This window comes from Roseisalinus antarcticus (assembly GCF_900172355.1).
GTDB lineage: Bacteria > Pseudomonadota > Alphaproteobacteria > Rhodobacterales > Rhodobacteraceae > Oceanicola > Oceanicola antarcticus_A.
The window spans coordinates 1-9509 of the sequence record NZ_FWFZ01000061.1; the positions used below are offsets into that span (position 1 = coordinate 1).

The window sequence follows — 9509 nt, forward strand, 5'->3', positions numbered from 1 at the left end:
AAGTGGAGGAAAATCTCAGGGCCAAACCGTCTGCCCGAAGTGATCCAGGGGATTGCCTTCAAGGACGGGATCAAGCAACTTCAAAACGCCGCCTGATCAAGCCGTCACCAACTTTTGGGCATAACTCAACGGATGCCGCTCAACCTCAATGGCGCCGGCGTCTGGCATGACCTTTTGATTGATTTTCCAAAGTTCGAGGCACGTTGATGCGCCATCCGATACTTCAAGAGAGCCTGGTCGCCGTTGCGGTGACTGCCAGTCTGGTCGCCGCGTCCCTGGCGGGTTTGCCGGAGGCGCTCGGTGCGCATCCGTGGTGGGCCCAACAATCGGGGATCATCGGCGGCGCCGGCGGGGCAGTGCTCTGGCTCGTCCTGCGGCGGGCGGGCCTGTCGTTTGCGGCATTGGTGGTCGTGGCCGTAGCGGCTTTGCTGGCCTCAGTCGCCGCCGCGTATTTCGGCAAGCAGGTCTTTGCCGCCTCCTTCGCAGAGAACGCGCTTGCCGGCCGGTTCTGGTATTTCGGCTGGTTCGCGATCTCCGGGTTCGTCGCGCTGCTCATCGCCACTGTCGTGGCCCGTGTCCTGCGGCGCTGAGGCCCATGTCAGCCGCCGGTGATCGAATCCCCCCGCGATATGCGGCTTCACGATCTCGAAATACGGCGACAGGTCGAAGTCGCGCGGCGCGAACAGTGAATGGTGCCGAATATGCAGGATCTCGGCCCGTGCCTGACGTGACCCTTTTCGGGTCTTCACCTTGGTGACGTCGGGCAGGATCGGGTAGCGCACCGACTGGAAGGACCGCGCAATCAGCGAAGAGCAGATTGCCCGCGTCGGATCGCCGGAGCCGAAGGCCAGCATCCGCCGCCGCCAACGCACCGGAACGGGCGGTGTCGGAAAAAAGTATCGCAGCAAATCGAAGATGTTGCGCAGGTCGTATTTGAGGCCGATCCGCGCGATCATGAAGGCACAGACCTGCGCCCGTTCTTCATCGGTCAGGCCCACGGGGCGGCAGATGCGGGTGTTGAAACTCGCGTATTTCGACAGTGGAACGGATACGCAGCCCTGACCAAGGTTCACCTCCACCAGGTGATGTCGTTCGCCGCCGTCGGCTGCATCCGGCAGGTGCCTGCCCACATACATGGCCGCGTGGGACCATGTCGATTGCGTGAGATATTTGATCGCTGTCGAAATCCGCTCGCCACCTTCGATCAGCAAAACGTCACCGGGGCGAAGGATGCGGCAGAGAGTCTGGAAATCCGAAGGCGTGTAGGGCTTGTAGCCCGAACAGGGGCGGTTCAGCTTGGATGCCAACCGGTGCCCGATGCGGTCGAGCACCCCGTCCAGCCAGCTTGTTCCCTCTTCCGTCATCGACCCGAACCTCCGTCTTGCCTCAAGGACCCGCGATCTACCAAAACGTTACACCTCGGCACGGCAAATATCGCCCTCACAGGAGATCCGGGGCACCCGCGCCCCAAGGGCACGCATGACGGCCAGCGCCATCCAGATGCCGGCGACGATGCCGAACCAGGAGGGAAGGGCATGGGGCGAGAGCGAGGGTATACCGAACAGGATCAACCCGTCATTGCCGCCGGGGATCATCGCAGCCCCCGCCCCCATGAGGCTGCCCGCACCAAGCCGCCTGAGGGCCGACCACAACCGGACCCGGCGAATGCGGAAGCTACCGCGCAGCACCGCGGATGTCACCATGGCCAGCATCGCGGCAGTCGAGACGACCCACAACGTGGCCGGATGCGCGCATGGGGCCACCTCGGCGGCGCCGGACGCGCAAATTGCTGTCGAGGTGAAGGACCAGGGTCGATCCATCAGAAGAAGTCCGGTGTTGGCGAGAGCCACAAGAAACACGCCGAGCGACAGAGGCCAGACACCATCCGACAAAATCCCCTTGCCCCTGTGCCGGACAAGACGGGTGAGACGCCAACCTTCCCACAGGATCCAGGCCAGGCCTGGCAGAACGATCCACCAAGGCAGCGACGTTGCGGAGATACTCCCCTGCGGGCTCGTCAAGAGGCCCGGCGTGGCGAGAAGCCCCAGCCCCCAACCGAGAAGGGTCATGAGCATCACGCCATGGCCCTCGGCAAGACGCGCAAGCGTGGAGAAGCTGCATGCGCCGTTGAGACCCGCACCGACCCCGAACAGAATACCGCCTGCAATTCCGGGCAGCATGACGGGGCGCGCCGAAAGGTCTGCATCGAAACCCGCCAGTGCCGCAACTGACAGAAGGCCGAGCGTCCAGAGAGATGCCTTCAGAAACGACCAAAGGACGTGGGCGCGCCCTGTGGTCATGACCTCCGCCACCGCCTTCACGGTGCACAGGCCTGCCCTGTGCGCCGAGGCTCCGAGCAGCACGCCCATCAGGGCAGGCAGGGCGAGGTCGGGGAACATATCGGAGCCTCGGCGCGGGCTGGATCACCTGTGCCTGAGGGTCAGTTTGCGATCAGGTGATCCGAGGTGAAGACCATGTCGTCGGCGGCTCCCTGGTGGCAGGCGATGCAGCCTTCGTCCATCCCGCGCGCGACGCGCCCGGCCAGAGCCATGCCCATCGGGTTTTCGGCGATCGAGCCGTCGGGGTTGTAGCGTGCCCAGAACCAGTCGAGGTTCTCGGGATCGTAGCCATCCTCGCGGCGGAACATCACGGTATAAGCGCCCAGATGTCCGTCGGGGTTCGACAGGACCTCGTCCACGGAAACGCCCTCGGGCCCGAAATTGCGCTTCACGATCAGGTCGCCGGTGTGATCGCCGATCGTGCCGACGTCATAGAATGTTTCAAGCATCATGCCATGCGGTTCGGTGCCCATGTAGGGAAAGGCCCGGATCATGTTCGGTCCTGCAAGACGCTCGGCCTCCATGAGATCCCAGAGCAACTCCGCATAGGCGATGTCGTCCTCGGTGCCGAAGGCCATGTCGCCGTCCTGCGCCAGCGCCGGTCCGGTCGCGATGGCGATGCTTGCAACGGCTGCGGATATGATCGTTCTCATGAGAAGTCCTCCCTTGGTTGACGAGGGTAGGACTCGGCGGGTCGCGGTCCGTTACAGGCAAGCCGATCACAGTGCCGTGACACTCACGCCGCCATCACCTCTGCGAGATTTTCGCGATTCCGGATTTACCACAGGCTGTTCCGCGCAAATGCTCATAAAAGAGGTTTTCGATGAAACGCGTTTTCTCCGTCCTGATCTGCCTGCCTGGGGTGGTCCTACTTGCCGGTCCTGCTGCAGCCGCCTGCGTGGAAAACGGAACGAGCGACACGCTCTACTTCACCATCGAGTCCCGGACCGGTGACGCCCGTACAGGGGCCGCCCTCGACCCCGGCGCGGAACTCTGCATGCCCGAAACACCCTCCGCCATCTTCACCGCCTTCGCCTCCGAGACCAGCGTTGAAGGGTGCCCCAGGCTCTCCGGGCCGAATGGGCGTGACCGGCTGATGCACTTCCTGCCGACCGACAGCTGCCGTTGGGCCTCGCATGGGGAATGACGCGAACCCGGTGTCGCTGCGTGCACGCTGCGGCGCATTCTGCCGGGTCATGATCAGGCTCTTCGCCGTTCTGCTCATCGCCTATGGCATCCACCTTCTGATGGGCTGGGTCACGGGGCTGGCGCTCTTCGAGGATGATCGCCTGCGCGTCGGGATGCTTGTCGCCTTCCTGCTCGCCTACGGTCTTCTGATCTCCGTCCCTTTCGTTCCGGGTGTCGAGATCGGTCTGTCGCTCATGGTGATGGAGGGGCCGTGGATCGCACCGCTGATCTACGGCTCGACCGTCGCAGGCCTGTCGCTGGCCTATGCCGTTGGCGAATGGGTGCCCTATGCGCGGCTTCACCGTGTCTTCGACGACCTTCGTCTGAAGAAAGCGTGTCGTCTGCTTGAGGCGGTCCAACCGCTCTCCCGCACCGAACGGCTGGAGGCATTGCGCGCACGCGCGCCCGTCTGGCTACGCCCGCTGGCCACGCGCTATCGCTATGTTCTGCTTGGCCCGCTCGTGAACCTGCCCGGCAACGCGGTTCTTGGCGGCGGTGGCGGCATCTTGTTCACCGCCGGGCTCAGCCGCCTGTTCCTGCCCGTGCAAACTGTCGTGACGATCCTTGTCGCGGTTGCCCCGGTGCCGCTTGCAGTGTGGCTCTTTGACATCGACCTCGGCGCATTTCTCGACTGATGGGGACGGGTTACGCGATCCGAAGGATATCCTCGCCCGCGAAGCTCGGCGTGCGGATCGGACATGCCATAGTGGCGTAGAGCGCGGGCGGCACCGAAATATCGGCGAGGTAGAGATCGCCCACCGCCCATCGCACCGCAGGATCGGTCAGGCCGCGCTTGGGAAGCGCAAGCGTGACGGTCGCATTGGCCGAGACGGAGGGCATCGCAAGCCGCCCGGTCGATGCGTCGAACCCCGAGGGCACGTCGAGCGCGAGGATCGGCGTGCCGGACCCGTTCGCCCATGTGATGAGATCAGCGACACGCCCGATTGGCGCGCCGGACAGCGAATAGCCGATCAATCCGTCCAGGATGAGGCCGGCTCCTTCGGGGGGGTCTTCGACCACGGCGATGCCCATGCCCTTGAGGATGGCGAACTGGCCCGCGGGGACCGGGGCCAATGCGGTAGCGGGGCGGGCGAGTACGATTTCGACACATGCGCCCCAGGCGGCCAGCCGCCGCGCCGCGACCAGCGCACCGCCGCCGTTCCCGCCGTTGCCCGCCAGCACGGTGACGCGGGGAGCGTCCCGGCCGACAAGCCACCGGCGCCACGCTACCGTGGCCAGCGCACGGCCGGCATTCTCCATCATCTTCTCGAGCGCGATGCCGTAGGTCTCGACCATGCGCCGGTCGACCTCGACCATTCCGGCCCGGTCGATCTCGGGCCAGCCCTTGGCCCATGGGAATTGCCAGTCGTCGCGCTCCATCGTCATTCCCCGAAATCCTATCCTTGATGCTCCGGACCGATGCCCTGAAACATCGCACGCAGATCGACCGTGCCGCGCGCGCCGAGGTCGCCGTGGTGACGGTCGAGCCATACCTTTGCGGTCTCACGTCCATGATCCCGCAGATGGGTCAGAAACGCCCATTCCGCGTTCACCTTTGACGAGGCCCCCAGCGGGTTCAGAACGTCCTGATTTTCGATGATGTGGATCCTTGCCCGCCGATAGTGCCCCTCATCGAGCTTGCCCTCGTCCAGCAGCCGGGTCACGAAATCGATAGCGCGCAACTCCTTGAGCAGGCTGGAGTTGAAACTGATCTCGTTCAGCCGGTTCTGAATGTCATGGGCCGTGCGCGGGATGCCCTTGCGCTCCACCGGGTTGATCTGGACGACGATGGTGTCGGCGCTGTCGCTTTCGGTGTGGAACGGAAAGAGCGCCGGATTGCCCATGTAGCCGCCGTCCCAATAGGGCACCCCGTCGATGACCACGGCCTTGAACATGTTCGGCAGGCACGCCGAGGCCATGACCATGTCGACCGTCAGGCTGCGGCTGTCGAAGACCTTTACCCGGCCCGTCTCGACATTCGTGGCCGAGATGAAAAGCCGGATGCCATCGCAATGGCGCACGCAGTCGAAGTCGATGCAGGCCTCGACGATGTCGCGCAGGGGGTTCATGTCGGCGGGATTGAACTGATAGGGCGAAAAGAGCCGCGTCATCATGTTCATCGTCTGGTAGCCCCAGGAACGTTCAAGGCTCCAGGTCCCCATCACTACGTCAAGCGGATCGCGCTTGATGAACGAATGCTGCGCGGCGTTGCTCACCGACTCCCAGAGATGATGCATCTTCTCGCGCGCACCTTCCGGCCCGCTTGCCGTGAACCCGTCCGCCAGCGCCACGGCATTCATCGCACCGGCCGACGTGCCCGAAATAGCTGCGATCTCGATCCGGCCGTCTTCCAGCAGGGCATCGAGAACACCCCAGGTAAAGGCGCCATGCGATCCGCCGCCCTGCAAGGCCAGATTGACGCGCTTGGGCGTGGTTGCCGCCTTGCGGGGATGGTCCGTCACCTGGGCGCTCATCACGCAATCCATCCGCCATCGCCGATGCGGATCATTTCCGGACCGTTGATGTAGATGATGATTGGGCTTTGACGGCTCACGACCCGGCAAGACCTCCAGCGATGGCTGAGGTTCGCGGACTGTGTGATCCTGAGCGAAAGATCATTATCACGAGTCATGCTGTTTCCTTCAGCGGCTCAAGGTCCGTGCGAATGATGGCCTGCCCGTGCAGCGTCTTGTGGACGGGGCATTTGTCGGCAATGGCCAGCAGGGAGGCACGCTGGTCGTCGTTCATATCTCCGTCCAGACGGATCACCCGGTGAAAGACATCCACCTTGGCATTGCCCTTGTCGCACTCCTCGCAATCCTCGGTGTGGCACCGGTCATGGCTGACGTCGCAGGAGACATGCGCAAGGGGCAGGCCCTTGCGCCGGGCATAAAGCCGGATGGTCATGGTGGTGCAGGCGCCAAGGGCGGCGGCCAGCAACTGATAGGGGCTGGGCCCCAGATCGGTGCCGCCCATGGCAACCGGTTCATCGGCGATCATCTGATGGCGTCCCGCGACCACGATATCCTGCCGGAACCCGGATGCCTCGGCCTCGGAGACGCGCACCACGCCTTCGGGCGCGTCCGGGGTCGCCTGTTCTGGCGCAAGATCGAGAAAGCGCCGCGACCACGAGGCGATGACTTCGGCCGCATATTCGGCGTCTTCCTCACGGGTCAGCAGATGGTCGGCCCCGTCGAGCGAGACGAAGCTCTTGGGATGTTTCGCCGCGCCAAAGATCCGTCCCGCGTTGTCGATGCCCACCGTGGCGTCACGGGGCGCGTGCAGTACCAGAAGGGCGGCATTCAGGCGAGGCAGGGCCTGCTCCAGCGAGGCCGCGGAGATGTCGTCCAGAAATTCCTTGCGGACCTCGAAGGACCGGCCCGCCAGATCGACCGTGGCGCGCCCATGCGCGCGAATTTCATCCAGCTTGCCGCCAAAATTATGCGCGACATGGCCGGGGTCGAACGGGGCGCCGATCGACACCACGGCCCGAAGCGCGGGAAGATCGGGCGCGGCCTTCAGCACGGCCGCACCGCCAAGCGAGTGCCCGATCAGAAGCTGTGCAGGCAAGCCACGCGCCTCCATGAACGCGGCAGCAAGCATCAGGTCGGCGACGTTTGATGTGAAATGCGTATTGGCGAATTCGCCCCCGGAATGACCCAGCCCCGTGAAGTCGAATCGAAGAACGGCGATGCCAAGGGCCGCGAGCCGACCCGAGATCCGGCGCGCCGCCGCGATATCCTTGGAGCAGGTGAAGCAATGCGCGAGGATCGCTGCCGCTCGGACAGGGCCGCTTGGCAAATCCAGTCGTGCGGCAAGCATGTCGCCGGAATGCCCGGCAAAGGTGACTTTTTGGCTTTTCATCTTCAGACTTTCTGGTGTCGGAGTGGCGCCATCGGAACGGGCGCGATGTCAGAAATCGCGCCCGTTCGATCGGTTCAGGCAAAGACGGGTTTGGCTTGCGCCTGGTAGACCGCGCCGAGGACCGCCCCAAAGATCACGTGGAGAACCAGCGTCATCATCGGTGCCATTATCCCCATGGCCATCCCGAACAGCCCGGCGCCAGCCATCGGCATCACCATGATCATCATGCCCAGCCATGCGGCGGTGCCGAAGACGACGCCCTTGGCCACCGCCGAGGAGCCTGGGATCATGTCGAAAAGCAGTGCAAACCCGATGCCCCAGGCCAACGTGCCGATCATGAAATGCCCCATCCAGCCCATCACGGCCGGGGCGCCCATCATCGCACTCAGCATCGCGATGACGTCGAGTTCGGGCATGATGCCCATCATTCCCTTGGCCACCATCATCACGGAGAGGACGACAGTGGCGGCAAACCCGGCGACAGCGCCGGCGACAATCTTGTTCATGGTCTTTCCTTTCGGTTGCGCCGAGGTTCAGCGGCGCGGTTCCTCCTTGCGAAGCGTCGAAAGGATTTCGGCAAAGCGGCCGTCCTCGGCCTCATGCTGGAGCGGCTCGCCCTGGTCAGCGACCTCTGCGGTCAATCGATCCGTCAGGCGCATTTGCTCGATGAAGCGTCCGCACCCCTTGCACATAGCAAGATGCAGGCGGATCTGGAGCGCGTCCCACGTCGAGAGTTCCCCGTCGAACAGGGCACTTGCACGGTCGGCGACATCCTTGCAGCTCAGCATTTCGGTTCGGTCCTTTCGAAAACCTCACGGGGAAAGGACCTCCGCGGCAGGTTTTCGTTACGTGGTGCATCACAAGTTAACGTGATCATCGGAAATGTCCCGCTCGGCCAGTTCATGACAGCTCTGCCAACCTGGCGCGCAAGGACAGTCGTGCGCGATGCAGGAGCACCCGCATGTTCCCGTCGCTGAGCCCGAGGGCCTCGCAAACTTCGGCGGGGTCGAGGCCCTGCTGCACCCGGAGCACGATCACGGCGCGTTGCGCGGGCGGAATGGCGTCGATGGCGTCGCGCATGTGCTCGGCCAGCCGGCGTCCGGCAACGATGCGCTCGGGTGTGATTTCGTCCCAAAGCTCGGGCATCTCCTTCCAGCGACCGTGTCCGTCGAAAGCGGCAGCAAGGTCGTTGCCCTGGCCACCCTCCTCGAACGAGACGGATCGCCCGTCACGCCGTGCCCGGGTCCGTGCCTTGTTTATCAGGATCGTGAAGATCCAGCCGGCCAGCGACGCCCGGCCTTCGAAGCCGCCGATGTTCTTCAGCACCGCGAGCCAGGTCTCCTGCGACACCTCTTCTGCGGTGGCGCGACTGTTCACGATGGTCGCTGCTACCCGGATCATGGACGGTGTGTGTCGGGTGTAGAGCATGCCGAATACGGCTTCATCGCCCGCCTTCAGGCGGTCAATAGAATCCATTTCTTCCAATACTCTGGTGCGCATGACTTCTTCCACCGACATGCGACCATGTGCAAGTCCGGTGGCCTGCGCGTCCACATGTCAATGCAGAACGCGCCAAATCGTGATGCACCGTGAATGGATTTCTGCCGAAGCGCTGCCGAACTCATAGGAGCTGGTCGCCGCCTGAAATATGCGGTGTCGGGGCGTTGTATATCCGCGGCGGCCGGCACGACTTCGAAGCGGCCTTGACCGACCGCCTTCGAAAATTGCTGCAAGTGAAGCGACGACTGGAAAATCCAGACAGGTGCTGGATGTCCTCATCGCCGCGAACTTCGATGCGCAAAGCCACGGATCCAAGAAGTTCGCTTTGCCTCACTCGGATTTCAATCGCACTCCGCGAGTAGCGCGACACTATGCGATCTCGTGCGATCGCAATGTGAACATGAACTGCACACGGCACCGCTCAAACAATTGAAACCATGCGAAAATCGCCGCCATCCATCATCGGACAGAGTTAGGCTCAGGACCCATTAAACGGGTTGAGGCTGCGCGGTCTGCGTGATTCATCGTCCCCGAACCAAAGGGGGCATGATGAGCGATCTGTATTGGCTGAGCGAGGCTCAGATGGCGCGGCTGAGGCCCTATTTTCCGAAGAGCCAT

General features: G+C 63.4%; 12 protein-coding genes. 2 read left to right on the forward strand and 10 right to left on the reverse strand.

All coding sequences use genetic code 11. The features are described from left to right. Positions 1–434 precede the first annotated feature (434 nt). From ROA7023_RS22245 to ROA7023_RS22255, 3 genes are all read right to left on the reverse strand, one after another. Positions 435–1331, reverse strand: coding sequence for a YiiX/YebB-like N1pC/P60 family cysteine hydrolase (locus tag ROA7023_RS22245; protein WP_234992409.1), 897 nt, complete (start codon positions 1329–1331; stop codon positions 435–437). Positions 1332–1412: 81 nt separating this feature from the next. Next, positions 1413–2399 (reverse strand): YeeE/YedE thiosulfate transporter family protein, encoded by a 987-nt coding sequence (locus tag ROA7023_RS22250; RefSeq protein WP_085881170.1) that lies wholly within the window; start codon positions 2397–2399, stop codon positions 1413–1415. 41 nt (positions 2400–2440) lie between these two features. Continuing rightward, positions 2441–2992: a cytochrome P460 family protein gene (locus tag ROA7023_RS22255; protein WP_085881171.1), complete on the reverse strand. Its 552-nt coding sequence runs from the start codon at positions 2990–2992 to the stop codon at positions 2441–2443. A 170-nt stretch (positions 2993–3162) separates the two neighbouring features. Between ROA7023_RS22255 and ROA7023_RS22260 the strand changes: the two genes are divergently transcribed. Together ROA7023_RS22260 and ROA7023_RS22265 are read left to right on the forward strand one after the other, a co-directional pair. Further along, complete coding sequence (locus ROA7023_RS22260; protein ID WP_085881172.1) at positions 3163–3486, forward strand: hypothetical protein; 324 nt, start codon at positions 3163–3165, stop codon at positions 3484–3486. Then, the gene (locus ROA7023_RS22265; RefSeq protein WP_159458640.1) at positions 3476–4162 is read left to right on the forward strand and encodes a hypothetical protein; all 687 of its coding nucleotides are present in this window, start codon (positions 3476–3478) and stop codon (positions 4160–4162) included. The genes ROA7023_RS22260 and ROA7023_RS22265 overlap by 11 nt, the downstream gene beginning before the upstream one ends. Positions 4163–4172: 10 nt before the next feature. Here the strand turns inward: ROA7023_RS22265 and ROA7023_RS22270 are convergent, their stop codons facing one another. From ROA7023_RS22270 to ROA7023_RS22295, 7 genes are all read right to left on the reverse strand, one after another. After that, positions 4173–4913 (reverse strand): NAD(P)H-hydrate epimerase, encoded by a 741-nt coding sequence (locus tag ROA7023_RS22270; RefSeq protein WP_159458641.1) that lies wholly within the window; start codon positions 4911–4913, stop codon positions 4173–4175. Positions 4914–4924: 11 nt separating this feature from the next. After that, positions 4925–6001, reverse strand: coding sequence for a patatin-like phospholipase family protein (locus ROA7023_RS22275; protein WP_085881179.1), 1077 nt, complete (start codon positions 5999–6001; stop codon positions 4925–4927). Continuing rightward, positions 6001–6159 (reverse strand): hypothetical protein, encoded by a 159-nt coding sequence (locus tag ROA7023_RS24620; RefSeq protein WP_159458642.1) that lies wholly within the window; start codon positions 6157–6159, stop codon positions 6001–6003. Before ROA7023_RS24620 ends, ROA7023_RS22275 begins: the two co-directional genes overlap by 1 nt. Beyond that, the gene (locus ROA7023_RS22280) at positions 6156–7391 is read right to left on the reverse strand and encodes a bifunctional alpha/beta hydrolase/OsmC family protein (protein ID WP_085881175.1); all 1236 of its coding nucleotides are present in this window, start codon (positions 7389–7391) and stop codon (positions 6156–6158) included. The genes ROA7023_RS24620 and ROA7023_RS22280 overlap by 4 nt, the downstream gene beginning before the upstream one ends. Positions 7392–7465: 74 nt before the next feature. Beyond that, complete coding sequence (locus ROA7023_RS22285) at positions 7466–7897, reverse strand: DUF6789 family protein (protein ID WP_085881176.1); 432 nt, start codon at positions 7895–7897, stop codon at positions 7466–7468. Between the two features lie 27 nt (positions 7898–7924). Next, positions 7925–8179 carry a zf-HC2 domain-containing protein gene (locus tag ROA7023_RS22290; protein ID WP_085881177.1) on the reverse strand — a complete coding sequence of 85 codons (255 nt, stop codon included), beginning with the start codon at positions 8177–8179 and terminating at the stop codon, positions 7925–7927. Between the two features lie 112 nt (positions 8180–8291). Beyond that, positions 8292–8909, reverse strand: coding sequence for an RNA polymerase sigma factor (locus ROA7023_RS22295; protein WP_085881178.1), 618 nt, complete (start codon positions 8907–8909; stop codon positions 8292–8294). Positions 8910–9509 lie beyond the last annotated feature (600 nt).